23 protein-coding genes are annotated in these 26,192 nt (G+C 41.0%); 12 read left to right on the top strand and 11 right to left on the bottom strand.

What is annotated here, in order from left to right; genetic code table 11:
- Positions 1–202: 202 nt before the first annotated feature.
- The 3 genes from P2W73_RS26480 to P2W73_RS08720 all read right to left on the bottom strand — a co-directional run bounded on the left by P2W73_RS26480 (position 203) and on the right by P2W73_RS08720 (position 1,308).
- Positions 203–421 carry an AtpZ/AtpI family protein gene (locus P2W73_RS26480; RefSeq protein ID WP_369127516.1) on the bottom strand — a complete coding sequence of 73 codons (219 nt, stop codon included), beginning with the start codon at positions 419–421 and terminating at the stop codon, positions 203–205.
- Positions 396–794, bottom strand: coding sequence for a bactofilin family protein (locus P2W73_RS08725; protein ID WP_276501632.1), 399 nt, complete (start codon positions 792–794; stop codon positions 396–398). Before P2W73_RS08725 ends, P2W73_RS26480 begins: the two co-directional genes overlap by 26 nt.
- A 121-nt stretch (positions 795–915) precedes the next feature.
- Positions 916–1,308, bottom strand: coding sequence for a hypothetical protein (locus P2W73_RS08720; RefSeq protein ID WP_276501631.1), 393 nt, complete (start codon positions 1,306–1,308; stop codon positions 916–918).
- A 320-nt stretch (positions 1,309–1,628) separates the two neighbouring features.
- Between P2W73_RS08720 and porW the strand changes: the two genes are divergently transcribed.
- The 3 genes from porW to P2W73_RS08705 all read left to right on the top strand — a co-directional run bounded on the left by porW (position 1,629) and on the right by P2W73_RS08705 (position 7,644).
- Positions 1,629–4,574 (top strand): type IX secretion system periplasmic lipoprotein PorW/SprE, encoded by a 2,946-nt coding sequence (porW, locus tag P2W73_RS08715; RefSeq protein ID WP_276501630.1) that lies wholly within the window; start codon positions 1,629–1,631, stop codon positions 4,572–4,574.
- A gap of 31 nt (positions 4,575–4,605) precedes the next feature.
- On the top strand, positions 4,606–5,028 hold the full coding sequence (locus P2W73_RS08710; RefSeq protein ID WP_276501629.1) for a hypothetical protein: 423 nt from the start codon (positions 4,606–4,608) through the stop codon (positions 5,026–5,028).
- A gap of 198 nt (positions 5,029–5,226) precedes the next feature.
- Positions 5,227–7,644 carry a transglycosylase domain-containing protein gene (locus P2W73_RS08705; protein WP_276501628.1) on the top strand — a complete coding sequence of 806 codons (2,418 nt, stop codon included), beginning with the start codon at positions 5,227–5,229 and terminating at the stop codon, positions 7,642–7,644.
- A gap of 42 nt (positions 7,645–7,686) precedes the next feature.
- On the opposite strand, the gene P2W73_RS08700 is transcribed toward P2W73_RS08705, so the two are convergent.
- Entirely contained in the window at positions 7,687–8,277 is a 591-nt protein-coding gene (locus P2W73_RS08700; protein ID WP_276501627.1) for a class I SAM-dependent methyltransferase, read from the bottom strand.
- 200 nt (positions 8,278–8,477) lie between these two features.
- Between P2W73_RS08700 and P2W73_RS08695 the strand changes: the two genes are divergently transcribed.
- From P2W73_RS08695 to P2W73_RS08675, 5 genes are all read left to right on the top strand, one after another.
- Positions 8,478–9,260: a universal stress protein gene (locus tag P2W73_RS08695; protein WP_276501626.1), complete on the top strand. Its 783-nt coding sequence runs from the start codon at positions 8,478–8,480 to the stop codon at positions 9,258–9,260.
- Positions 9,261–9,531: 271 nt separating this feature from the next.
- Positions 9,532–10,977 (top strand): arginine deiminase family protein, encoded by a 1,446-nt coding sequence (locus P2W73_RS08690; RefSeq protein ID WP_276501625.1) that lies wholly within the window; start codon positions 9,532–9,534, stop codon positions 10,975–10,977.
- Positions 10,978–11,097: 120 nt separating this feature from the next.
- Complete coding sequence (ctlX, locus tag P2W73_RS08685; protein ID WP_276501624.1) at positions 11,098–12,009, top strand: citrulline utilization hydrolase CtlX; 912 nt, start codon at positions 11,098–11,100, stop codon at positions 12,007–12,009.
- Positions 12,010–12,057: 48 nt separating this feature from the next.
- Positions 12,058–12,408, top strand: coding sequence for a hypothetical protein (locus tag P2W73_RS08680; protein WP_276501623.1), 351 nt, complete (start codon positions 12,058–12,060; stop codon positions 12,406–12,408).
- A 134-nt stretch (positions 12,409–12,542) separates the two neighbouring features.
- Complete coding sequence (locus tag P2W73_RS08675; RefSeq protein ID WP_276501622.1) at positions 12,543–13,133, top strand: DUF1684 domain-containing protein; 591 nt, start codon at positions 12,543–12,545, stop codon at positions 13,131–13,133.
- Here the strand turns inward: P2W73_RS08675 and P2W73_RS08670 are convergent.
- Together P2W73_RS08670 and P2W73_RS08665 are read right to left on the bottom strand one after the other, a co-directional pair.
- The gene (locus P2W73_RS08670) at positions 13,130–14,023 is read right to left on the bottom strand and encodes an SDR family oxidoreductase (RefSeq protein WP_276501621.1); all 894 of its coding nucleotides are present in this window, start codon (positions 14,021–14,023) and stop codon (positions 13,130–13,132) included. The genes P2W73_RS08675 and P2W73_RS08670 overlap by 4 nt on opposite strands.
- Positions 14,024–14,267: 244 nt before the next feature.
- Positions 14,268–16,418, bottom strand: coding sequence for a prolyl oligopeptidase family serine peptidase (locus P2W73_RS08665; protein ID WP_276501620.1), 2,151 nt, complete (start codon positions 16,416–16,418; stop codon positions 14,268–14,270).
- Between the two features lie 338 nt (positions 16,419–16,756).
- On the opposite strand from P2W73_RS08665, the gene pfkA reads away from it, so the two are divergent.
- A complete protein-coding gene (gene pfkA / locus P2W73_RS08660) occupies positions 16,757–17,743 on the top strand; it encodes a 6-phosphofructokinase (RefSeq protein ID WP_276501619.1) in 987 nt (328 codons plus the stop codon).
- A gap of 49 nt (positions 17,744–17,792) precedes the next feature.
- The gene (pyk, locus tag P2W73_RS08655) at positions 17,793–19,289 is read left to right on the top strand and encodes a pyruvate kinase (RefSeq protein WP_276501618.1); all 1,497 of its coding nucleotides are present in this window, start codon (positions 17,793–17,795) and stop codon (positions 19,287–19,289) included.
- Positions 19,290–19,373: 84 nt separating this feature from the next.
- Here pyk and P2W73_RS08650 read toward each other — a convergent pair whose 3' ends face one another.
- From P2W73_RS08650 to P2W73_RS08630, 5 genes are all read right to left on the bottom strand, one after another.
- Positions 19,374–19,796, bottom strand: a complete 423-nt coding sequence (locus P2W73_RS08650; RefSeq protein WP_276501617.1) for a DUF1761 domain-containing protein — start codon at positions 19,794–19,796, stop codon at positions 19,374–19,376.
- A 98-nt stretch (positions 19,797–19,894) separates the two neighbouring features.
- Positions 19,895–20,635, bottom strand: a complete 741-nt coding sequence (locus P2W73_RS08645; protein WP_276501616.1) for a 3-keto-disaccharide hydrolase — start codon at positions 20,633–20,635, stop codon at positions 19,895–19,897.
- 10 nt (positions 20,636–20,645) lie between these two features.
- On the bottom strand, positions 20,646–21,050 hold the full coding sequence (locus P2W73_RS08640; RefSeq protein ID WP_276501615.1) for a c-type cytochrome: 405 nt from the start codon (positions 21,048–21,050) through the stop codon (positions 20,646–20,648).
- A 130-nt stretch (positions 21,051–21,180) separates the two neighbouring features.
- The gene (locus P2W73_RS08635) at positions 21,181–22,236 is read right to left on the bottom strand and encodes a sugar phosphate isomerase/epimerase family protein (protein WP_276501614.1); all 1,056 of its coding nucleotides are present in this window, start codon (positions 22,234–22,236) and stop codon (positions 21,181–21,183) included.
- 157 nt (positions 22,237–22,393) lie between these two features.
- A complete protein-coding gene (locus tag P2W73_RS08630; RefSeq protein ID WP_276501613.1) occupies positions 22,394–23,563 on the bottom strand; it encodes a Gfo/Idh/MocA family protein in 1,170 nt (389 codons plus the stop codon).
- A 112-nt stretch (positions 23,564–23,675) separates the two neighbouring features.
- On the opposite strand from P2W73_RS08630, the gene P2W73_RS08625 reads away from it, so the two are divergent.
- Positions 23,676–24,896: an MFS transporter gene (locus P2W73_RS08625; RefSeq protein WP_276501612.1), complete on the top strand. Its 1,221-nt coding sequence runs from the start codon at positions 23,676–23,678 to the stop codon at positions 24,894–24,896.
- A gap of 48 nt (positions 24,897–24,944) precedes the next feature.
- Positions 24,945–26,177 carry a nucleoside permease gene (locus tag P2W73_RS08620; RefSeq protein ID WP_276501611.1) on the top strand — a complete coding sequence of 411 codons (1,233 nt, stop codon included), beginning with the start codon at positions 24,945–24,947 and terminating at the stop codon, positions 26,175–26,177.
- The last annotated feature ends 15 nt before the right edge of the window (positions 26,178–26,192 follow it).

The raw sequence follows: 26,192 nt of genomic DNA, 5'->3' as shown, positions 1-26,192 counted from the left end.
ACAATACAGTAAATCCTTATAATTTTATCCTCGTTGAGCATCGATAATTGAGTTTTGTGTGTGGTAACTCAAAATTATCTTTTATTGATGCTCATCCCTTTTTCTCTATAACTAGCAACTTGGGTTAATTAAAGTAAATGGAAAGTAGTGAGTACATAAAAATGATATGACATTTACTTTTCCCTTTTTTTCCTTTCACTTTTCACTTTTTACCTCCTGTCTGCCTGGCTATTTGATAAAGAATAGCCCCAAGGACGAGCAAAGGTAATACACAGGTCAGCAATGGCGAACTGTGCAACCACTGATCGGCTTTGAGGCCAACAAATATAGCAATGCCAATAGACACCAACATCTGGGCGCCTAAACCTGCATAACGTAATAAGTCTCTTGTGCTATTATTGGAGAACGGCTTCCTCTTCATCAACTTTACCTGATTCCACCATCTTGATACCGTTGGAACCCATATGGCATTGGCCATTGAATTTAGCTGAAGGCTCTACCTGCAATTTCTCTGCATAAAGATTTCCTGTCACTATCGAATCACCTCTTAACTGCAACAGATCTTTTGCTTTGATATTGCCGGTTACTTTGCCGATAATGTCAGCCTGGTTGCCGGTAATATCACCCTCTACCACACCATTGGCACCGATCACGACCTTGGCTGTGCTTTGAATGTTACCGATGACCGTTCCATCGATGCGGAGATCACTATTACTACTGATATCTCCTTTTAAAGTTGTTCCGGCACCGATGAGGGTGGTGCCATTGCCGCTGGTTGGTTTTTCAAGTGCCATGTCAGTTTTGTTTTTTGAGTTAAACATAGATATTTGATTTAATACTCAGCCTGCCTGAGTCTATATTGGATATTATTAAAACTATACTATTTCCACTTCATTTCATATCCCCTCTTACTCGCTAATCTTCCGACAATTCATCTTTAGGTACTTTTAAGATCGTTGTATCAAGGGCGGCAGCGTCTCCGTTCAATACTCTCTTGATATTATCAATGTACCTGGTCTGGTGATCCATTTGTTTTTCCAGTGAATCTACCCGGTATTTCATTTGCCTGTATTCCCTTCCCACCCTCAAATCATCATAGCCGGGGATATAGTATTTTAACGGCGTAAAAACAATAAGAGCCACTGTCAGGCCAACCAATACAACAAAAATTGTGCTCAAAACTATGTAAACGCTAAGCCGGGATAATTTAAAAGTCACTACTTCTTCATACGTATCATCGTTCATCACTACCAACCGATAACGATTTCGCAACCGTTTTAGCGTGTCACCTGCATCCAGTTTTGCCATGTATTTATTTTATGGCGGCTAAGGTATGAAATGAGGTATAAAAACCTTCGGGCATCTTTATTTCAGCGAAGCCAAATTTTTGCTCAGCTAAAGCCTGGCTATCAGCTAACAGTACAGCCTATGGCGAACTTGATCGAAGCCTTTTTGCTTTTTTGCGGTTAATCGGCAGGCTAAAAAAAATTCCTCTATTTTCGTCCTCCTGGCATTCATTTTTTGTCTTGCAGAGAAACAGGATTTCATCTGGGCAAATTGTACAAAAAAAGATCGGCAGTCCTATACTAAAATGTTTGAAATTCAGTTAATAAGAGTCTAGCTTGAGCATGTCACTGACCCGATATATTATCCCGGTATTATTATCCTTTTTATTGAGCCAACTGGCGGTGCCTGCTTTTGGTCAGTTAGGTATAGCACTCGACGTAAAAAAACCAAAGGAGTTTGAGAACAGGGTGTTGCGATCAGAAAAATCAGATCAAAAGAAATTTACCACCCCTAAACGATTCATTCAAAATACCATTACGCATTACAATTATTTCTTCAATGCGAATAATAAGCTGAACGAAGTACTTGACAGGGCCAAATCAAATTTTAAGGATGATTATGCGGAACTAATCCCTTTTTACAATTATACTCTTGATGAAACGGCTGCCGACAGCATTCAGCTGGATTCAATTTCTTATAAAGCCCAAACCGGTATTGTATTGCATGATCTCCGGAACGACTGGGCTGATAATCTTTACCTGCTGTGGGGTGCGTCGTACTACCTGAAACAACAGTTTGATTCGGCTCACCTGATGTTCCAGTTCATCAATTATGCATTTGCCGAAAAGGAAAAAGACGGTTATTATAAAACGATCGGCAGTGCCCGTGACGGTAACAGTGCTATCGCTATTTCTACAAAAGAAAAAAATACGCTTAGCAAACGCATGTTTTCCGAGCCGCCCAGCCGGAATGATGCTTTTATCTGGCAAATCAGGAATCATTTGGCGCAGGATCAGTTTGCTGACGCCTCCAGCCTGATACAGGCATTGAAAAATGATCCTCAATTTCCCGCCCGTTTACACAATGACCTGGAGGAAGTACAGGCCTATTATTTTTATAAACAAAAAAATTGGGACAGTGCTGTCGTACATCTTGAAAACGCTTTGAGCAATGCGACCCGCAAAAGTGAAAAAGCAAGATGGGAATTTTTAATCGGGCAACTTTATGAACTCACGGGCAAAAGAACAGAGGCAGAAAAATGGTACAATGAATCAGTAAATCACACCACGGACCCGATCATGGATGTATATGCCCGGTTAGCCATGGTAAGAGTGAATAAAGATAGCAGCGAAGATTATATAGATAAAAACATTGCCGCTCTATTGAAAATGGCAAAACGTGATAAATACCTGGACTATCGTGACATCATTTACTATATGGCGGCTCAAATGGAACTGGAGCGAAACAATATTGACGGAGCCTTGCCATTGCTTTTAAAAAGCACGAAATACAATACCAACAATCCTTCCCAGCGCAACAGGGCTTTTTTACAACTGGCCGACCTTTCGTTTATCAAACGACAATATCGCCAATCGTACAATTTTTATGACAGCCTGCAACTGGGTGATCCAACAATAAAAGACCCCCAGGCCATCACTGAAAGGAAAGAACTATTGGCAAGACTTGCTAATAGTATTGAAATCGTGACAAGACAGGATAGCCTGCAGCGAATAGCTGCCTTGCCAGATGATGAAAGAAAAGATTTTATAAAGAAATTAGTCCGCAAACTACGTAAGGAACAGGGCCTGAAAGATGAAGGTGTTGTGCTCAAAAAATTTAATGCCAAGGATGAGGTCACCCCTTCCCTTTTTGTGGACAATGACAAAAAAGGAGAATGGTATTTCTATAATAAGAATTCACGGGACAAAGGTTTGGCCGATTTCGAGTCCAGATGGGGTCGCCGGCAAAATATTGACAACTGGCGGCGCATGGCCACACAAAATGCCGGCATCAGGCCAAGAGCAGGACATCAACCGACGCTGGTGAATCAGGCTGCTGCTGCAGATCAGCCGCAGGAAATTACGTACGATCTTCTGTTTGAAAGGCTTCCATTGACACCGGAAAAAGTTGAACTCTCCAATGACTCCATTCAAAACGCATTATTTGAGTCAGGCCTTATATACGTTAAGGAACTGGAAGATTGTACAGGCGGCACTGAAACACTCGAAAAGTTGCGGGAACGTTTTCCTCAATTCAAAAAAATGTCTGAATTACTCTTTAACCTCTATTACTGTTACAATAAAAACGGGGAAACAACTAAGGCTGGTGAAATAAAAAAATTGATGAGTGAAAAATATCCCGGTCAGCTCTTTACTACAATCATTACCACCGGGAAAAACCCGATAACAAAAGGCCCGCAACCAGAAGCGACAAAAACATATGAAAATATCTATGATCTTTTTATCGAAGGAAATTTTGCCGAAGCCCTGGCGATGAAGAAAAGTGCAGACAGTACGCACGGCAGTAATTATTGGACACCTCAATTACTGTATATCGAAGCGGTATACCACATCAAACAAAGGGATGATAGCACGGCTGCTATCGTTCTGAATAATATTCTGCGAACGTTTAGCAGTACACCATTGGCAGCCAAAGCCGAAACAATGCTGAATGTATTAAAACGCCGCAAGCAGATCGAAGAAGAACTGCGTAATATGGTGATCGTAATGCCGGCAGAAGATAGTATGGCAAGACAACCGATAAAAATTATTCCACGAACAGTAACTCAACTACCCACAAAAGATACGGTTGTTATCAAACCGGTGCAGCAACCATTAGTGGTCAATAAACCCGCTGTTGATAGTGTCAACAAACAATTCTTCAAGCAAACTTCCGACCCAACAGCCTATAGTTTTGAAGCCAATGCCCCGCATTATGTAATCATTATTTTAAACAAAATCGACCCCATATTTGTCAACGAAACAAAGAATGCATTTGCACGGCACAACCGGGACAACTACTATAACAAACAAATGCAGGCTGAATTGATCGATATCGATGCCGACAATCGCCTGTTGCTGATCAGTCCTTTTCAAAATGCCGTTGAAGCCATCACTTATGTAGATCAGACAAAACCAAAAACTTCAACAGAAATTATTCCGTGGTTGAAAGGTGGTAAGTACAGTTTTTCGATCATTACTGAACGGAACCTCGAAATTCTAAAAAGCAGTAAGGACCTGGAGAAATACAAACAGTTTTTGGATAAAAATCTTCCGGGAAAATTTTAGATACCAGCAATCAATTCTACATAAATCCAAAATGAACGTTACAATTTTAGCTTTCTTTCACATTCTCTTTGTCACCTTGGTTTTTGTTAGTATCGATCATTTTATTTTAAAAAATATTTCAAAGGCAACAATATCGTTATTACCAATAATTCTGGCAGAATACACATCTTTATTTTTAGGCGCTTATTTAACAACTCACTCAATTGATTATTATTTTCATGATCAATGGTTTGGCTTCAAAACAGGAGTTGTAAAAAAATCACTCTTTGCATTAGGTGTCATTTTTTTTACTATTTGTTCTATTATTATAGAGTTGCCTTTCTACATTTTAGCTACACGAAACAACAAATTTTTGCCAGGCTTGAAAAGCTCTATTATTTCTAATCTAATTACCAATATTCCGATTGGGTTAATGTATTTAGCAAGCAATGCATTTTATTCATATGAAGATTAAACGGAGCACTAACGATGGATAAGCCCAAATAGCTGCATTTCTGTTAATTTTTATATGATTTTAATTGGGCTCATAAAAACGCTTCCATATCAAGCTGTGAACTAACAGCTTTTTACTAATTTCGGTTTGCTTTTTGCTAACCTATTTGTTTATCGTCACTCTTGAATTTGGCTAGCCACAGCATAAAAAATATCTCAAATGACAAAATCAGTCCGCATTTTCTGGCGCATTTTTCTTTTTGGCTTATTGGCATTTGCTTTACTGATCGCATTGGCCAATTTCGGCGTGTTTGGAAACATGCCTTCGTTGCAGGAATTAGAAAATCCATCCATACAACAAGCTTCTGAAGTAATTGCCAATGACGGCACCCTGATGGGCAAATATTATACAGAGCGAGGCAACCGCAGCAATGTAAAATTCCGTGATATTTCTGCCAATGTAACCAATGCACTGGTCGCTACCGAAGACGAACGTTTTTACAATCATGCCGGTATTGACTTCAAGTCTACCTTGCGTGCCGTTTTTACTTTAGGCGGCCAGGGCGGTGGCAGTACCCTTACTCAACAATTGGCCAAGGCATTGCTCGAACAGGGAAGTAAAAACAGGGCCTGGCGGGTAATTGAAAAATTAAAAGAATGGATCATTGCCGTCAAGCTTGAAAGAAATTTTACCAAGGAAGAGATTCTGACTTTATACCTGAATGCGGTTCCGTTTGGTAATAATATCTATGGCATTCGTAATGCCTCCCGCACTTTTTTTCAGAAAGAGCCGGATCGCCTGAAAGTAGAGGAAGCAGCATTGCTGGTGGGTATGCTGAAAGGAAATACAATTTATAATCCCGTACGAAATCCAAAGGCGGCATTAGATCGCCGCAACGTGGTAATTGGTCAGATGGAAGTAAATGGAAAGATCAATGCGGCTGAAGCGGCGAAACTGAAAGCATTACCGATCGACATGACCCGTTATAAAAAACTGGATGAGAATACCGGTTATGCGCCTTATTTCCGTGAGGTATTGAAAGACGAAGTCCGTGCCGCATTGAAAGGATTGGAAAAACCTAATGGAGAACCCTACGATATTTATAAAGACGGGTTGAAAATTTACACGACCATCAATCCCCGTATGCAGGAATATGCGGAAGAGGCAACCGCCTCTCAAATGCCTGTTCTTCAAAAAGCATTGAATGCACAGCGAATGATAAAGACCGGCTCCGTATGGAAGGGCCATGAAAATGTATTGCAGGCCGAAATGAAAAAAAGTGATCGCTGGCGATATTTAGCGGATGAAGGCTTTACCGACAAAGAAATAAAAGCAACTTTCTACAAAAAAGTGCCGATGAAAGTTTTTGCCTGGAACAGCCATCGTGAAAAAGATACGGTGATGACGCCTTATGATTCCATCAAATACCACCGGCAAATGGTACAAGCCGCTTTTATGGTGATGGACCCATTGACCGGCGAAGTAAGAGCCTGGGTTGGTGGTATCAATTTCAAAACTTATAAATACGATCATGCTAACCTGAAGACAAAACGCCAGGTTGGGTCTACCATCAAACCACTGCTGTATGCACAGGCCATGGAAGAAAGAGGTTTTACGCCGGAAACAGAAGTGATAGACCAGCAACAAAGCTTCGGTAAGAATCAGTTAGTACCTGCTACCACCAAAACCTGCAGTGGACGAACTATGACAATGGCTTCAGCATTGGCCTGGTCAAAAAACTGTGCAACGGCTTACATCATGAAGCAGGTGGGCGCCAAACAATTTGCCGATTTCCTGGGACGTATCAATATCCCGACTAAAGTAGAAGCCTATCCATCTATCGCTCTTGGAGCCTGTGATCTTTCATTATTTGAAATGCTATGGGGGTATTCCATTTTTGCGGGCCGCGGGTTTTCAACCAAACCATTTTTTATCAGCCGCATTGAAGACAGGAACGGGAATATAATCAAGCGTTTTGATTACAGCGTAAACCGCAAAGAAGCAATCAGCGAGATCACCGCTTACCGCATGGCAAGAATGATGCAGGGCACCGTTGATGTGGGTACTGCTGCGGGCTTGAGAAACAGGTTAGGCGCTGCAGAAATGGCCGGCAAAACAGGTACCACCAATGACAATGCAGATGCCTGGTATATGGGCTATACCCCTCAACTGTTAGGTGGCGTTTGGGTGGGTTGTGATGATCGTTTTATCAGGAACGAGAGTGCAGGTGGCTTTGGCGGTGCAGCGGCCAGACCAATTTGGGAAGTATTTTTTAAAAAAGTATATGCAGATAAATCGTTAGGAATAGAAAGGGAAGCACATTTTGTACAGCCTGCTGATTATGATAATCAAATCAACAGCGCCGATATCATGCCCGTAGATACAGCTCCCAATCCGGAAGCAGAGGGTGTTGACCAGGGAGTGGGTACAGCAGATGATTACAATTATATTGGCCCGGAATCAAAACCAGTGGTTGAAGATGATGCTCCCCGTCCGACTAAAAAAGATTCATTAAACAATCAAAGTTCCGGCGATAGAAAAAAGAGTGAAAGCAAGCCCATCGGCTCCCCCACCGATGAGCCAAAAAAAAAGAAAGGATTCCTGAAAAAAATATTCGGTAAAAAAGAGGAACAGTAAATGATAAAAAACCGGCTCAACATAGCCGGTTTTTTATCGGATTTATTCTTTTATCCAATATTTCAACAAGTTATTTACCTCGCTTCCTCCTTCCAGGTAACCCGGCGGCAAAATATCATCCATACCATGAAAAGTGACAACCCTGGTGCCGGATGGTTTTTTGGATAACTGCCGATAAAGGTATCGGCTATATTGGTTATATAACTCTATGGAATAATTGACGTTTTCATCGATCTTATGCGTAAGAATGAGATTTTCATAAAATGAATTATAGAAGTAAAAGTGGTCATAGTGAGTAAAATCCAGCTCCATAAAATTGCCTTTGACAAAAGATACGTTAGTCATCCCCAAAAAGAGCCGGGCTTTCTCAGCATAATCCACCAGATCATCCCGCTGCTCAATGCCATAGTAAAACGCATTGGGCTTGTAATAAGCGGCAGCGAGGCAAAACTTACCAATGCCACTCCCAATATCCAATATCTTCACACCACCTTCCGCTGCCAGGAAATCAGCCGCCTTCTGCGCTATCCGCAACGGCGTCCAGTGATTGCGGGCCAATTCATGAACAGAGGCAGGGAATAAAGCATGAAACTGGTTGTCTGAACTAAACCATTTATCTAAATCCTGTTTCACGGCATCGGTCATTTTATCTTCCAATTTAAGATGCAAACTTAACCTTCCCTTTTTTCCAAACTATGTTATGGGCTAAACAAATTTTTGATTTTTGACGACTTTCTTTATTTTCAGTTTCTTTGTTTACTAAATAAAACCAACCAAACCTTCATAAAGGCTTGAAAATTTTATGAAGGACCCTAACCAACAAACACCTTTATATGAGAGACATTATAATTCCGGTAGACTTTTCTGAAACTTCTTTAAATGCGGTTCGCTATGCCACTAAAATGTTAAGTGAAAAAGCAAATACCCGTGTGATCCTCTACAACATGTTCAAAGATGAGGAGGAAGCTTCAACAGCAACACAATACCTTGAAAGTCTTAAAGCAGAAATGGAAGGAAGTGGTGTAAGCAATATTGAGATCATAAAAGAGCTAGGTTCTGACCTGATTGATAACCTTAGCAGGCTGGCCTACCAGAAAACTGCTGAAATGATTGTGATGGGCATTACTGAAAAAGATGAGTGGCGGCAATTTTTCATGGGCAGCAATACGGTGAAAATGGCGGAAGAGGGCATTTGTCCGGTGATGATCATTCCTCCGACTGCTAAATTCAATGGCATCAATAATGTAAGCCTGGCTTCTGATTTCAAAGAGGTAGATGCAACTCCTATTTTAGCAATTAAAACCATTCTCGAAATATTTAATGCCAATCTGCACATTGTAAATGTAGATAATGAGCATTATGTGGCGCTGACTGAAGAATATCTTACCGAAAGGGCCAAGATGCAAAAAATGTTCGCTGAATTCAATCCTGAATTTTACTTTATCGGTATGAATGATTTTTATGAGGCGGTAGAACAATTTTCAAGGGATAAAAATATCGACCTGCTGATCGTTGTTCCCAAGAATCATACATTTATGAACAGCCTGTTTAGCAGCAGTCATACTAAAAAACTTGCCTTTAATAGTTCAGTTCCTTTGCTGGCCGTGCATCAATAATCAATAGAAGTTTGAGGTTCCGGGTTTGAGGTTTGAGGTTTTAAACTTCAAACCTCAAACAACCATCACCCCTTCATTTGCCCTCGGGCCGTTATTCCTTACCTTTACAGCACGATTGCAGGTTTTATGCGCCGAAACACTGATATCCGCATGAACAGATTTGCCGGTCTCATCCCGGCCAATTTTTATATCCCCGATTGATATATCTGCGTAAGCACCCTTAGAAGCAGGAGCTTCTTACATAAATTTTTTGGTTAAAAAGATTGACTTTATGGCAAAAATGAAGAATAAGATCAATGTCACTTCTGAAATTGGTACTTTACGACGATTATTGGTACACAGTCCTGACAGCGGCCTGGGAAAAGTAGTTCCTTCAAAAGCACAGGACTGGCTATTTGAAGATATTGTCCATCTCGAAACTATCCGCCGTAAAGAATATGACTATTACACTAAACTATTACTTTACTTTCTTGATCCCGAAAAGATCAGGGGTCGCTTAAAACATATCGACGACAGTGAAAATGATTTTAGTTTTTATAAACCAGATCACAACCATTTTTTTAAGTCGGACAAAGTAGTAGAACTGCAATGGTTGCTGGGTGAAATTTTAGAAGACCATGAAATCAAATTGAAACTGGTCGCTTCTGTATGTGCTATTGAGAATTGCTCTTACGAACTACAGGATGAATTGGCCCGGTTAGATGGAAAAGAATTAGCGAAAGTCTTTATCAGTGGCACGTCCAACGATAAGGAAATGCTCTTTCCGCCTATTCCTAACCTGATCTTTACCCGAGATATTGGTATCGTTATCAATGATCATATTCTGCTAAACAAGCCGGCGAAAAAAGCAAGAACCCGTGAAGCATTGCTGGTAAAATATATTTTCTATTCGCATCCGCTCTTTGCCGACTATCGTAACAACATTATTGAACTGCCCAATACTTCTTATCATTTTTTATTGCCCAGGGATGGAGATGATAAAAAGGTGACGCTGGAAGGCGGTGACATAATGGTCGTCACCAAAGATCACCTGCTGGTGGGCATCAGTGAAAGAACAACGATGGAGGCGGCGCACCAGTGCATTAAAATTCTGTTTGAAAAAAATATTGTGAAAAAAATTACCATTGTAAAAATTCCTAAGAAAAGGGATTACATGCATATTGATACGGTGTTCACACAGGTAAAACGGAACGTTTGGGTATTACTTGGCGCTTTTTCCCGCAAAGCGATTAAGATGGAAGATGCCGACCCGGTACAGAGAGTTTTGGAGGGAAGCAAAAAAGAAGATAAAATAAGTATCATCCAGTTCCGGAAAAAAGATCCTTCCACACCGGAATATTTTGACAACCTGGAAGAACTATTGATCGATATAAGTAAGAACGACCTTGGCTGTGATGAAAAAGTAAAGTTCATTTACTCGGGCAATAACGAATTTCCCTTTGATGCAAGAGAGCAATGGACCGACTCCTGCAACTTGCTGGCATTGAAAGAAGGTGTTGTCTTAGGGTACGACAGGAACGACAAAACGATGGAAGCCTTTAAGCAAGCAGGATTCAGCATTATTCATGCACACGAACTGGTCAATAAGCTTGAAAATGGCGAGATAGAAGTGAAGGAAATTGAAAATACGCTGATCACTATGCCGTCCGCCGAATTGTCAAGAGCAAGGGGAGGTTTTCATTGTATGAGTATGCCGCTTTTGAGAGATGATGTCTGAGGACAGATGTCTGAGGTCTGAAGTCAGAAAGAAAACTCCAGCCTCCAGGCTCTGACTTCTGATCTCCGGCTTCCGACCTCTGACTTCCGACTTCAATTTCACTGACTTCAAACTTTTTTTATGCAAACGACATCCCACTTACTAATGATACAGCCGGTGAATTTTGGCTACAATGCCGAAACAGCCGTCAACAATGCATTCCAGGTAAAAAGCAATGAAGCGGATATACAACAAAAAGCATTGACTGAATTCAGTGACTTTGTCAATGTATTACGAACAAATGGAGTGGAAGTAACAGTAGTGGAAGACACTCTCGTCCCTCACACCCCCGATTCTATCTTCCCGAACAACTGGGTTTCATTTCATCACGATGGAACATTGTTGCTTTACCCGATGTATGCAGTCAACAGGCGGGCTGAAAGAAAAGAACATGTACTGGACACCATCACTAAAAAATTTTCCATTGCTAAGAAAATTGATCTTAGCAACTACGAAAACGAAAATATCTTTTTGGAAGGTACGGGAAGCATGGTGCTGGACAGGGACAATCATATCGCTTATGCCTGCCTTTCTCCGCGAACCAACGAAAAAGTGCTGGCTGACTTTTGCACAAAAATGGGATATAAACCTGTGGTGTTTAATGCAACTGACGGCAACGGGCAGGCTATTTATCATACCAATGTGTTGATGTGCGTAGCTGATCAATATGTGGTGATCTGTCTCGAAAGTATTTACGATCCTGAACAGCAAAGAATGGTAGCAGATACAATAATTAACAGCCATAAGAAAATAATTGCCATTACACTTCACCAGGTCAATCATTTTGCCGGTAATATGTTGCAGGTAGAAAATGACAAGGGTGAAAAGCTGCTTGTCATGTCGACACAAGCCTTTGATGCGTTGACAAACGATCAAATAGAAGAACTTAGCAGGTATAACAGGATCATTCACTCACCGCTTACTACCATAGAAACAAATGGCGGTGGTAGTGCCCGCTGCATGATGGCTGAAGTTCATTTGCCACTCCTGTAAAAGACGTGCAACGAAAATCAAACCGGTGTTGTCAGCGGAAAAAAAGCTATGCGGCAATCCTTACTTTTTATTGTCACCCTTTTGTTTTTAAGCCTTTCGTGCACAAAAAACAATGACGATTTCGTAACCGGAAGAATTGAAGTAAAAGGCGGATGCTTCCCCGATTCGTGGCTCGTATCCATTGATAACCCGGACCCGCAAAAATATTCGTTCTTACGGGCTACCGTCCTGAGCGGTACTGCCTTTAATTGCAGCAACGCAGTTTTCATCAGCTTGCCATCATCTCTTGCGACGACAGGTACAAAGATCCGGTTTACGTATATCAGCACGGAGGTTTCCTGTCTTTCCAGTTCCGAAGCTCCCAATCACATCAGGGTAAAAAACCTGTCCCGCCTTTGATAAAAAGCGAATCAGTATTTTCGGCTCATGAAATGAGCCGTGATAATGTCTATCATCCGCTGTAAGTTCTTTTGGCGAAACTTGCCTGACGGCAGTCAGGTTCCATATGGCCAAAAAACAATAAAAATGAACATATGAAAACTATAGGTTATAGCATTTTTATTTTGCTCGCATTCAACAGCCACGCCCAGAACAGCTACAGGGATTCGCTGCAAAAATATTTGACTGATTATGTAAAGAAACATGAAGTGGTGACGGGTGAAGACAAGCAATTTTTAAGTTTCTACCCTATTACTGAAAAATATAAAGTAACAGCCATATTCGAGAAAAAGCCCGACAGCAAATGGTTTTCGATGGAAACATCGGGTATCATTAAAAAAACGTTCCGGGTATACGGTGTTGTACATTTTACTATTGATGGTACCGCTGTTAGCCTGAACATTTACCAGTCGCAAAACCTGATGAATACCGACGAATACAAAGAACATCTGTTTCTTCCCTTCACCGACCTTACCAGTGGAGAAGAAACCTATGCGGCCGGACGTTATATAGACCTGGGCACTTCAGATATTATTAATAACAAAGTGATAATCGATTTCAACAAGGCTTACAATCCTTACTGCGCTTATGTCAGCGGGAAGTACAATTGCCCCATTCCACCCAAAGAAAACCAGCTACCGGTTATGATTGCAGCGGGTGAGAAAACATTTGCAAAAAACCATTAGTATCCAGGAAAAGTTTTCTTTAAACCTTCATCAAACGATATGGGATCAAACCCTAATTGAGTTTTCGCTTTATCAATGATAAAACCTGTTTTGGGTGGCCGCTTTGCCGGTTGTGTAAAATGTGCCGCCGTTACCCGGTTGATTAAATTTTTATCCAATCCCAGATGGCCAGCTACCCCGCAGGCCATCTGGTAAGGCGTCAGAATATCTTTGCCTGATAAATGAAAAATACCTGTTGCCTTTTTTTGAATGATCTGCACAATTCCCCTGGCAAGGTCTTCTACATAAGTTGGCGTCCTGATTTGATCATCCACCACATTATAAGTTTCTCCGTTTTCGAGCTTCCCTTTTACAATCGTCAAAATATTGGAACGACCGAACGCTGGCTTACCGTATACCAACACCGTTCTTACTATTGCCCAGTCAAATTCATACTCCTTCACTGCTTCCTCTGCTTCCTGCTTGGTTTTTCCGTAATAATTTACTGGTGCGGGACTGTCTTCTTCGGTATACATCCCCCTTTCCCCATCAAAAACAAAGTCGGTTGAGATAAAAATGAAAAAACTTTTCCATTCAGCCGCATTCATCAGCAAGGTCACCGTTCCCTCTACGTTCACGAGATAAGCCTGCCACTGCTGCAACTCACATTCATCCGGCTTGCTCATGGCACCTGCATGTACCACCATCTCCGGATGAAACTTTTCAAACACATCATGTACCCGATAAGGATCTGTAAAATCCATTTGAACATAAGTAAAATTACCCCTGGTAGTGAATGGCAGCCGGCACTCTCCTTTACCGCTGGCAATTACATTATATCCCTGGTCGAGCAATTGCTGCACCAGGTAGTATCCTAAAAATCCGTTTGCCCCGGTTATTAATATATTCATAACTCAAAAATAAAAGCTTCGAATGACCGAAGCTTAATTTATTCAACTGCTATGTTGGTTGATCGTTATGCCCATTGATTGTTAATAAGGTTAAACATCCGTTAACCATTTTCTACTAAGGTTAATGCTTCGAATTCTTAAAAAAGAAAAAACTTAATAGATATGTAAATATCCATATTGTGCTAACCTTACTACCTTATTCTGATAATCCCCACGAATCTTCATTGCATCCTGTCAACTTATATCAAAATGCTTTCTTCTGCTTCTTTTGATAATTTAATCCTGAAAACTTTGGAGTCAGCTTCATATTGTAAAAGATAAATGAATAAATGTCAGCAGTAGTTTCCAAGGCTTTTTTCAGGTTGCTGGCACCATGACCTGAGTTTACATCAATTCTAATCAATGCAGGATTATCTCCTTTGTAGTGCTCCTGTAGAGTAGCGGCATATTTAAATGAATGCGCAGGAACAACCCTGTCATCATGATCAGCCGTGGTGATAAGAGTTGCGGGGTAGTTCAATCCTGGTTTTATATTGTGTATGGGTGAATAAGCATACAGGTTTTTAAAGTCTTCGCTATTATCGCTGCTTCCAAATTCTGCAATCCAGTTCCAACCGATGGTAAATTTGTGAAATCGTAACATATCCATAACACCTACCTGCGGAATGGCAACTTTAAAAAGATCAGGACGCTGGTTGATCACCGTACCAATCAGCAACCCTCCATTGGACCCACCCTGTATAGCCAAATAATCTTTCGAGGTATACTTTTTATCGACAAGATATTCGCCGGCTGCAATAAAATCGTCAAATACATTTTGTTTGTTAAGGCGCATGCCGGCCTGGTGCCATTTTTCACCGTACTCACTACCGCCGCGGAGGTTAGCAATGCAATAAATACCGCCTTGCTCCAGCCATGCAATCCTTGTTGGTGAGAAAGAAGGATTCATGCTGATGTTGAAACCGCCATAGGCATATAATAAGGTAGGATTCTTTCCATTTTTTTGCGTGCCTTTTTTATAAACGATGAACATAGGAATCTTTGTTCCATCCTTGCTGGGATAAAACACCTGCTCCATGGTATAATCTTCGGGATTAAATTTCACTTCCGGCCTTCTGAAAACCGTGCTTTTTCCAGTTGCTATATCATATTTATAAATAGTGGGCGGAAACGTAATAGAAGTAAAAGTGTAAAAAACAAATTGATCATCTCTTTCGCCGCCAAAGCCACCGGCCGATCCAAGGGCGGGCAATTTCACTTCTTGTTCCAATTTTCCCCCGAGATTATAAACATATACCCTGCTGGTAACATCCTTCAAATAGGTAATAAACATTTTATTGCCAGCTGTGCTCACCGATGAAATGTTTTCTTCTTTCTCCGGAACGACTGTCTTCCAGTTAGCGGGTTCGGGGTGCAGTGGATCAATTAAAACGATCCTTTGATTTTTTGCACCATCATTGGTCAGCACTAAAAATTTACCATTCACCTCTTCCACAAAATTGTGCGTATAATCACCGGCTTCTTTAATAATAGGCTTAAAAACCCTATCTCCGCTTTTATTATCAAAATACCAAAGCCCGTTGCCATCTTTTGCCTTGCCCCTGTCACTGATACTTAAAAAAACAAATCGCTCATCTTCGCTGGTAAATACAAAGTGAAAACGTTGCGGGTTCACTTTGTCTTCGAATACCAGCATATCCTGTTGCTGCGGAGTGCCAACTTTATGAAAATACACCTGGTGGTTTTCATTTTTGGTAGATAGCTCTTTGCCTTTGTCGGGTGTGGGGTAGCGGCTATAATAAAATCCATCCCCCTGCCAGCTTACACCAGACACTTTTACCCACGCCAGTGAATCGGCCAGGTATTTCCCGGTTGTCATATCCATTACATAAAAAGTGCGCCAGTCGCTGCCCCCTGCAGATTTACCTACAACAGCATATTTTCCATTTTTGGATAATGAAAATGCCGCCAGGCTGGTGGTACCATCTGCTGAAAATTTATTAGGATCCAAAACAATCGCAGGCTTACCTGCTAATCCCTTTTGCCGGTATAAGACACTTTGATTTTGCAACCCCTCATTCTTATAAAAGTAGAAATATTCATTATTTCGAAAAGGTGATGAGTACTTTGGGTAGTTATTGATCTCCTCCAAGCGCTTTAGCCATTCGGTCCGATAGGAAATTTGTCCGAGGTAGTCGAATGTCACTTTGTTTTGGGCTGTCACCCAATCCTTGGTTTCTGTGCTCCAGTCATCCTCCAGCCAACGATAAGGGTCCTGCACCACTGTGCCGTGATAGTTTTGTGTGGAATCAGCTTTTTTTGTCACCGGGTAACTTAACTGAGCCTCCGCCTGTAGGACAAAAGCCATAAGCAATAATGAAAGAGTCTTCTTCATATCGATCAATATTTTAATCTTTTAAAGATAATTGAAATGAACATGCAACGACTTTTGTATCATTACCAAAGGATTTGAAAAAAAATAATACCAATTTATTCAGGACATAGATTACATTTTTGTTCAAAAAATCAATTCCCTGATCTTTTTCTGGTCATTTTGAAATTAAATAGTAAGCCACCCGACTAACACCTATTCGTATAGTTTTTTAAGGAATATGTTGCACCCACACACAATGCGAACAAAACCTTACTTTTGGTGCGTTTTTTAAGGACCATTTTGAACGGATTGGTATTAAAAACAAGATTTATTTATAAAAAAGCTATTTACAAAATCTAATGTCAAAAAAAGTCACAAAGATTGGGGTTCTAACATCAGGAGGCGATTCACCGGGCATGAATGCTGCAATCCGGGCCGTAGTACGTACGGGTATTCATCACGGTCTTGAAGTTTACGGTATTATGCGTGGATACCAGGGCATGCTCGAAGATGATATCTTTAGAATGGAGTCAAGATCAGTAGCCAATATAATTCAGCGTGGCGGTACTATATTAAAAACAGCACGTTGTAAAGAATTTATGGAATACGAGGGCCGTAAAAAAGCTTATGCCAACCTTAGTAAGCGGGGCATTGACGGCCTTGTGATAATTGGGGGTGATGGCAGCTTTCGCGGGGCTCAAATTTTCAGCAACGAATTTGATATTCCCTGTATAGGTCTTCCCGGTACAATTGATAAAGACATGGCAGGCACTGATGTTACTATCGGTTTCGATACTGCCGTCAATACAGCCATTAGCGCTATCGATAAGATCCGGGATACCATGGATGCACACGACCGTCTTTTTATAGTAGAAGTGATGGGGCGTGATGCTGGTTATATCGCCCTGCATAGCGGTATCGCTACCGGCGCTGAAAACATCCTGATTCCGGAAACAAAAACAGATATTGAAACAATCATTGCCGGGCTTACTGAAAAAGAGAAGAGAAAAAAATTGGTAAACCTGATTGTGGTTGCCGAAGGATATGACGAAGCTGGTGGCGCCAGTGGTCTTGCCGAGATCATTAAAAAAAGACTGCCGACTGCTGACGTACGTATTTGTGTGCTCGGTCATATTCAACGTGGCGGATCACCTACCTGCGAAGACAGACTTATAGCAAGCCATATGGGCTACTACGCAGTGGAGAGTTTGCTGGTTGGCCGCAGGAATGTAATGGTTGGTGTAATTAATAATAAAATACATTACACACCACTTGATAAAGCAGTAAAAGAAAAACAAAAGGTCGGGCAGGAATGGATGAAGATCGTTAAGATTCTTGCATCTTAAGAGAAGAAAAACATAACCCAGGAACCACTCAAATAACTAACTACACAACATGACTAAAAAAGCTCAAAAATATTTCCATAAAGAAATGGATAAGGATGCCGGCATTTTGCATACTTATCATAAAACCAAAATCGTCGCAACGGTTGGACCTGCCTGTGATACCTATGAAAAATTATTGGAGCTCGTAAAAGTAGGCGTCAATGTATTCCGGCTCAACTTTTCTCACGGTACACATGAGAACAAGGCAATGATTATCGATCATATCCGTAAGATCAACAAAACCGAACCTTATAATATCGCTATTTTGGGAGACCTGCAAGGTCCCAAACTTCGGGTGGGTGATATTGAAAACGGAGCCTTGAAAATAGAACCCGGCGATATCCTCACTTTTACATCCAGGGAAAAAGTGGTGGGCACTAAAGAGAAAATTTATATTTCTTATCCCAACCTGCACAATGACGTGAAAGTGGGAGAAAAAATAATGATTGATGATGGTAAACTGGAAGTAATAGTAGTTGAGGTTACAACATCCGGTGATGTAAAAGTGAGAGTGACCTATGGCGGCATGTTACTTCCCAAAAAAGGCGTGAATCTTCCGGATACAGCTATCTCACTGCCGGCTATGACGGAAAAAGACATGGAAGACTTTGAGTTCATCGTTGAAAATGAACTGGATTGGATAGCTCTGTCTTTTGTTCGTAAAGCAGAAGATATCATTAATCTGAAAAAGATGGTGTCGGACAAGAAAAGCTCTATCAAGGTGATGGCGAAAATTGAAATGCCCTCCGCTCTTACAGACCTGCGCAATATTATACTTGAATCGGATGGTGTGATGGTGGCACGTGGTGACCTGGGAGTAGAGCTGCCGGTTGAAAAAGTCCCGATGGCGCAACGGGATATCATCCGCAAATGTATTCACCGTGGTAAACCAGTGATCGTTGCTACGCAAATGATGGAAAGTATGATCGACCGGGTGAAACCAAACCGTAGTGAAATTACCGACGTTGCCAACGCTGTACTGGAAGGTGCTGATGCAGTGATGTTAAGCGGAGAAACAGCAACGGGACAGCACCCGTCACTGGTAGTGGAAACCATGCGCAAGATCATCATGGAAGTTGAACGGACAGAGTATCGTTATGACCGTGAACAGGACCTAACACCTATGGCCCACTCCCCTTCTTTTCTTAGCGATGCAATTTGTTACAATGCCTGTAAGATCGCCAGCGATATTTCAGCCAATGCCCTGATCGGAATGACGCAAAGTGGCTATACCGGTTGGATGTTGAGCAGCTATCGTCCGAAATCTCCTTTATATGTATTTACCAAAAAGCGTTCACTGGTGAATCAATTAAGTTTGAGTTGGGGTGTCAGGGCATTCTACTACGACGAGGAAGAAAGTCTCGATGATATCTTTCATGACCAGATAGTCATTTTAAAAGAACGTGGGTTTTTAAAAACGGGTGATATCATTGTAAGTACCGGTAGTACTCCCGTTCACCTGCACCTGCCTACAAACGTGTTAAAGATCACCAAAGTAGAAGATTAAGATTTTTATAGTTAACGGATGACAGTCGACCGGTTGTTAAAGATCCATTTCTTTCCACCTGTCAACTGTCATCTTTTATTATAATTACCGCCAAAGCACCAGTATAATAGCTGCTAGTATATGACCCGCCAGGTGATAGCCGCAGTCTATAAAGTATAATGCGGCAGGCCGGCTTTCATAGATAAATGAAATAGCAACTGAAGTAGTTGCAAAACAAATTCCTGTTATTAACCCCAGCTTAAGACCTGAAGGAAGAAGATGCAAATCGATCCGGTTGATCAGCAAAGCAAGACCAATACTTGTGAGCAGGATAAGAACAAATGTTCCAACCATCATTTGAGCCATGCCCTTTCCTTTATCCGGATCATTCATGTCAAGCCCTACCAGTGAAGCCCATTTGGCGCCAAATAAGGCTTTGGAATACCAGATTGCTCCTAACATAAAATAAGTAATAGTGGCAACTAATACTGCCAGCCAGTTAATGTTGGAAAAAATCGCTGCGTTCATAATAGTTGGTTTTAGTATTAGAAAAATACTTCTATTTTCTTGCATAAAAAAAGAGGAACCATTAGTCCCTCCTTTTCCATTTCTCTTTTTGAAAACGCTTATAGCTTCCTGACTTTAATATTTCTATACCACACATTATCGCCGTGATCCTGCAAAGCGATCTTTCCTTTTTTATAGGTACCAAAATCAGCAAGGCTCTTGAATTTACTACCGGCAACCATTTTTTTCCAGTTATCATCCCACATGGTAGTTGAAACGATGTTTTCACCGTTGAGATATAAATCCAGCTTGCCATTTACACATTTGATTTCAGCCGTGTTCCATTCCAAAGCTGGTTTCACTGTTTCTTTTGAACTTGAAATAAGGTCATAAAGATCACCCGCCCTGTGCTTAATGATTTTGGCATCGGGGTGGCTATTGTTATCCAATACCTGCATTTCCGGACCAGTGTACCAGGGCCACTTATATTTAGCGGCATCCTCATGCACATAAAAAATAACACCGCTATTTCCTTTCACGTCGATCTTCCAATCATACTTGAAATGAAAATTATCAAACTCCTGCTCAGTGACAATATCTCCACCTGCATCTTTTATTGATGCATTCAAATGAAGCGTTCCATCTTCCACACCCCACGCAGCGCCAATCGGGTTGTTTCCATATTTATGCCATCCTTTAGTAGTAGTTCCGTCAAACAGCAGTTCCCAGCCTTCTTTTTTTTCTTGTTGCGTAAGTGTATTGGGCGACATGTCAGAAGCTTGGGAAGTCTTTTTGGATGAAGCATTATTGCAGGCAAACAGCAGCGCTGATGAGCTAATAATCAGAATGTGTTTTAACATGAAGGGGATATTAATTTTTTAATAAAAGAATGTATTTAACCATTTGTTCCGCATCTGCCTGGGATAGGGTGGGATGTGCTGTCATCGGTACCTGGCCCCAAACTCCTACACCTCCTTTAATAATTTTTTCCGCCAATTTCGGAATGATGCCGGGAGCCTCACTGGCATATTTATTAGCCACTTCCCTGTAAGCGGGACCTGTTAACTTTTCATCCACCTTATGACAGGTTAAACAATCGCTTTTTGCGATCAATGCCAAACCAGCCTGGTAATCGGGATTTTCAGAAATGGGAGTTTCAGCCGGCGCTGCTTTTTCTTCTTTTGATTCAGTAGCAGTATCTTTTTTTTCTGTGTTGCCACCGCCACAGGCTACGAGGGTTGCAAGTGTTATAACAGTAACAAATATTCTTTTCATATGTATATTTTTTAGTGTTTTTTGGTCATATGGAATTCACCATAAAAATTTTCTTCGCGGTTGGTGTGAATTTACTCGAAAATTCTTATGGTTCATTTCATGGTTGTTTGTTTTTAGTGACACAAAAATATTAACTCAATCCTAATAATGAACGATTAAATGCTTCATCCGCTTTTACACCGGCAAAATCATCAAATGCTTTTTCTGTAACCCGGATAATATGTTTTTGAATAAACTCGGCTCCTTCCTTTGCACCATCCTCCGGATGTTTCAAACAACATTCCCATTCCATCACTGCCCAACCTTTGTAATCATATTCGGTCAGTTTGCTGAAGACAGTCTTAAAATCAACCTGTCCATCACCCGGAGAACGATAACGTCCTGCCCGGTTCAGCCAACTTTGATAACCACCGAATGTTCCCTGCTTACCGGTTGAATTGAATTCCGCATCTTTTACATGAAAAGCTTTTATTCTTTCATGGTAAAAATCGATGTATTGGATATAATCTAGCTGTTGCAATACAAAATGCGAAGGATCGTAAAGCAGACATGCACGGGCATGATTGTTTACTTTTTCCAAAAACATTTCATACGTAACGCCATCAAATAAATCTTCCCCGGGATGTATTTCATAGCAAACATCTACACCACATTCATCGAAATAATTGAGAATAGGCAGCCACCTGTTAGCTAGTTCTTTAAACCCTTCCTCTACTAATCCGGCGGGACGTTGCGGCCATGGATGAAAGGTGTGCCACAATAACGAACCACTAAACGTCGGATGAGCTTTTAATCCCAGGTTTTGCGAAGCTTTTGCACCATATTTTAATTGCTGGATAGCCCATTCTGTTCTAGCTTTTGGATTTTTCTTTACTGCATCCGGGGCAAAGGCATCAAACAGGTCGTCATAGGCAGGATGCACGGCTACCAATTGTCCCTGCAGGTGTGTGGACAATTCAGATATTTCCAATCCACATTCATTGATGATGCCTTTTATTTCGTCAGCATACGTTTTGCTTTCTGCTGCTTTTTGTAAATCGATGCACCTTGAATCCCATGTGGGGATCTGAACAGCTTTGAATCCTAAACCTTCTGCCCATAAGCAAATTGACCTAAGATTATTGAATGGCTGCTTATCGTCGAGAAACTGTGCCAGGAAAATTCCGGGTCCTTGAATTGTAGTCATAATATACCCCAACCCCTAAAGGGGCTTTTAGACTCTGTAGATTGAATATTCCTTGTTGAATTGATAGGAAAATTCAATTATGAGTTGGTTAATAAATATTGTTTCGAATAAAAAAGAACTCTTCGACCTAAGTTCCCCCTTTAGGGGGACAGGGGGCTTAGAGGGCTATCCACTTACTCTCACTCTTCCCACTTTCGATCACCTTTTCTACAAAAGCCATTCCTCTTACACCTTCGTCGACACCGGGGAAGTCAAGCCATTCAGGTTGTGGTTCGCCACCACTCATTTTTGCTTTCACACATAATGCAAAATTTCTGTAGTGATTGGCAAATGCTTCCAGGTAAGCTTCGGGATGGCCAGCAGGAACACGGCAGTTGTGTTTTGCATAACTGGTTAAATAAGGAGTACCTGTTCTATACACTTCCGTTGGTTTATCCAGCCATTTTACTAATAATGTATTGGCATCTTCCTGTTGCCACTGCACACCGCCTTTTTCACCATACACTCTTATCTTCAAATTATTTTCTTCACCGGCTGCGATTTGCGTGGCAAATAAAACGCCGCTGGCCCCATTGTCAAATTTCAATAAAACATTTCCATCATCATCCAACTTTCTTCCCTCCACTACAATATTAATATCAGCGCAAAGTTTTGTTACGTTCAAACCGGAAACATATTCTGCTAAGTTAAATGCATGGGTACCGATATCACCCATGGCACCGGCGATTCCGCTTTGAGCCGGGTCCGTTCTCCATGTAGCCTGTTTATGTGAAGAGTGAGTGCTTCCCTCCTCTTCTAAAAAATCAGACAGCCATCCCTGTGGGTACTCTACGTACACTTTACGAATTTTTCCAAACTTACCACTTAATACCTGTTGTCTTGCTTCTTTAACCATTGGATAACCTGTATAGGTATGTGTAAGGCAAAAAAACAATTGACTTTTTTTTGCTATTTCTTGTAGAATTTTACCCTCGTTTAAATCAAATGCCAGTGGCTTATCCAGCACTACATGATATCCATTTTCCAGTGCCAGTTTGGCTGGTTCAAAATGAACATGATTGGGTGTAACGATACTTACAAAATCCATTCGCTCATCTGCAGGCAATGAGTTTTCCGCTCGTATCATTTCTTTATATGATCCGTAAATGCGGTGTGGCGGAAGGTTTAATTGTACACCGGCCTGTTTAGATTTTTCAGGATCGCTGCTAAAGGCACCGCATACCAACTCAATTTCGCCATCCATATTAGCAGCAATGCGATGTACTCCGCCAATAAAAGCACCGGGTCCGCCACCTACCATTCCCATTCGTAATTTTCTATGCAACATTTCAAACATTTGTTAGTGAAGAGAGAATTATTTTTTTCTCTCGTAAAATAAATATGGTTTTAAAAATAGTACATTTAGCTTTTACAACAATCTTAATTACAAATCTAACGACATGCAAGCTGTAAATAGAAATCAACTTTTCCTGGCTAGTTGTATTGCTTTAATTTTTACCTCACTCACTTTCGCTTTTCGTGCATCTTTAGAGGGAGTATGGGGTGCTGAATTTAATCTCACCAAAGAACAAGTAGGATGGATATTTAGTCCCGCCTTCTGGGGATTTACTCTGGCGATGGTAATTGGGGGGCCTTTGTGTGACGTACTTGGTATGAAACGATTGTTAGTCTTCGCATTTATAGGTCATATTGCCGGAGCTATTATTTATATTATAGCTAAAGATGCCACCATGCTGTTTATTGGTACACTTTGTATTGGTATTGGGAATGGAATGGTAGAAGCAGCTTGCAATCCACTTGTCGTTTCGCTGTATCCAAATAACAAAACCACTATGTTGAACCGTTTCCACGTTTGGTTCCCGGGAGGAAATGTAATTGGCGGATTGTTAGCTTTTGTTGTTCTTACACAACTGAATCTTGACTGGAGAATTCTTCTTGTGCCACTATTTATAGCAGTTGCTATCTATGGTTTTTTGTTTTTCAAATTGAAATTTCCTCAAACAGAAAGAGTAACAACAGGTGTAAGTACAAAGGAAATGTTCGCCGCTTGTTTGAACCCACTATTTCTCATCATGCTGGCTTGCATGTTTTTGACTGCCGCTACTGAATTGGGTACTACTACGTGGATATTGGCTTTGCTTGAAGGGTCAGGTGTTTCCGGAATCCTGGTGTTGGTTTTCATTTTCGGAATTATGGCATTAGGAAGATCATTTGCAGGCCCTGTTGTTCATCGTCTTAATCCAAACGGAATGCTGATCTTTTCAGCTTTATTTGCAGGAATTGGTTTATTGCTATTAAGCCAGTCAAGCGGATATGCTGCATTTGGTGCTGCCGCTGTCTTTGCAATAGGAATTTGTTTTTTCTGGCCCACCATGCTCGGTTTTGTGTCTGAATATGTACCCAAATCCGGCGCACTTGGTCTTTCACTAATGGGAGGCGCCGGCATGTTTTCTGTTTCCTTGATTTTGCCTGTTATGGGAAAATGGCTTGATGAGGCGAAAGCAAAAGCTATTGCTGAGGGAATTGATCCATCCAGAGCAGAAGCAATAGCAGGATCGGAGACTTTCATGAAGGTGGCTATAATGCCAGCTATCCTGTTAGTCATTTTCACAATTATTTATTTCGTAAGAAAGAGCAAACTTAAACCAGCGGTAGCCTGATCGCATTAAAAAAGTTAGGTACTCATTTCTTAATTATTTTCTGATTACATGAAATCAACAACTCGTATCCAGCTCTCCCTGATGATGTTTATTGAATTTTTCATTTGGGGAAGCTGGTTTGTTACACTCGGAACATTTTTAAGTGTTAACCTAAGCGCAACTGGCGGCCAAACAGCGAGTGTATTTTCTACCCAATCATGGGGCGCCATTATCGCACCCTTTATCATCGGCCTAATTGCAGACAGGTATATTAATGCTGAAAAAATATTAGGCTTCCTTCATATTGTTGGCGCCATCCTGATGTACCAGATGTATAGTGCCGATAGCATCGCTGTATTCTATCCTTACGTGCTGGCATATATGATTCTTTACATGCCAACTATTGCCCTGGTAAATTCAGTTTCATTTAATCAAATGAAAGACCCCGAGAAAGAATTTTCCAGCATCCGGGTATGGGGAACAATTGGCTGGATCGTGGCAGGTTTGTTGATCAGCTTCTTATTTCATTGGGATACCGAAGAAAACACAGCTAAGGGATTTTTAAAAAATACTTTTTTAATGGCTTCCGTTGCCTCGCTTATTTTGGGATTATTTAGCTTCACATTACCCAAAACACCACCTTCTAAAAAAAGTGGCGAAAAAGTGAGTGTAAAAGAAATTGTTGGACTGGATGCACTAAAATTGCTGAAAGACAAAAATTTCGCTGTTTTCTTTATTTCTTCTATTCTCATTTGCATACCCTTGGCGTTTTATTATCAAAATACCCATGCCTTTTTATCAAACATTGGTATGACCAATCCAACTGGTAAAATGACGATTGGACAGATATCGGAAGTATTATTCCTGTTGCTGCTTCCTATCTTCTTTAAAAAATTTGGCTTCAAGAAAACGATTTTAATAGGCATGCTGGCCTGGGCTCTTCGCTATGTTTTATTTGCATTTGGCAATGCAGGCGATCTGAGTTTTATGTTGCTGATCGGTATCGCCTTGCACGGTATTTGTTATGATTTCTTTTTTGTTTCCGGGTACATATATACCAATTCAAAGGCCGGAGAAAAATACAAAAGCGCTGCACAGGGCCTCATTACGCTGGCCACCTACGGTGTGGGCATGTTGATTGGGTTTGAAGTAGCCGGTATGATCACCGACTCATACAAGATCTCGGATAAAGAATTTGATTATAAAATGATCTGGCTTATCCCCGCTATCATTGCTGCGGTGGTATTTTTATTATTCTCCGTTTTATTCAAGGATGAAAAAAAGACAAATATTACAATCTGATTCTGGCGATACCAT

Origin of the sequence: Terrimonas pollutisoli, assembly GCF_029360765.1 — a bacterium.
In the GTDB taxonomy this organism is placed as follows: Bacteria; Bacteroidota; Bacteroidia; order Chitinophagales; family Chitinophagaceae; genus Terrimonas_B; species Terrimonas_B pollutisoli.
Note: the sequence above shows the minus strand (reverse complement) of the source record. Positions and strands in the feature narration are given on the sequence as shown.